General features: G+C 49.3%; 1 protein-coding gene. It reads left to right on the top strand.

The features are described 5' to 3' along the window. A partial coding sequence (locus tag ACTHUR_RS13170) for a hypothetical protein (RefSeq protein WP_440398965.1) occupies positions 1–811 on the top strand: 811 nt, incomplete at both ends.

Raw genomic sequence — 811 nt, 5'->3', positions numbered from 1 at the left:
GGGTGAAGTGGCTGCGCCTGCGTTCACCGTAACTAAAGCGGACGGCACGAAAAATACCGCTGTCGGTACGGTTCAAGAAGCCTTGGATAAGGTGGGCGAAGAGTTGAAGAAAGGTTTGGTCATTGCCGCTGATGAAGGGTCGTCTGAAAAAGTCAACTTAGGTGACACCGTTACTTACACCGGTACCGATGGCAACATTAAGACCAAAACCCTGTCGGGGGGTAAAGTTGATTTTGGTTTGAACGACAAAGTTGCATTGGGCAAAACCGGCAGCACCCCGATTGTACTTGACGGTACGAACGGCACGGTAAGCGGACTGACCAACAAAACCTTGGGCGGTGCGGACTTTGCCACCAAAGGTCAAGCTGCAACTGAAGAACAGATAAATGCTGCACAAACCAATCTGGCAAATGTTTTGGGTACAGGTTCAACCAACCAAAACGGTACGGTAACGGTTACCGACATCGGCGAAACAGGTAAGACTACTGTCAGCGATGCAATTAAATCCGTCAAAGAAACCGCTGAAAAAGGCTGGAATCTGCAAGCCAATAGCGATACTACCGAAAAAGTGGCGGCAGGCGAAACGGTAACGTTCAAAGACGGCAAAAACATCAAAGTAACCCGCGACGGCAAAAACATCACCGTAGCCACTTCAGACGACGTCGAGTTTGCTCATGTCAAAGCTAATTCAGTAGAAGCTGCCAGCGTGGTTGCCGACAGCGTCATCACAGGCAACAGCGTCTTGACTACTAATGGTCTGAAGATTGGTGATGACAGTTCTCCGAACCAAGTATCCCTGACTCTGTCTATT

Source organism: Neisseria sp. P0021.S007 (genome assembly GCF_051956855.1).
The sequence above is the reverse complement of the archived record's forward strand: the minus strand, read 5'-3'. Positions and strand labels throughout refer to the sequence as shown.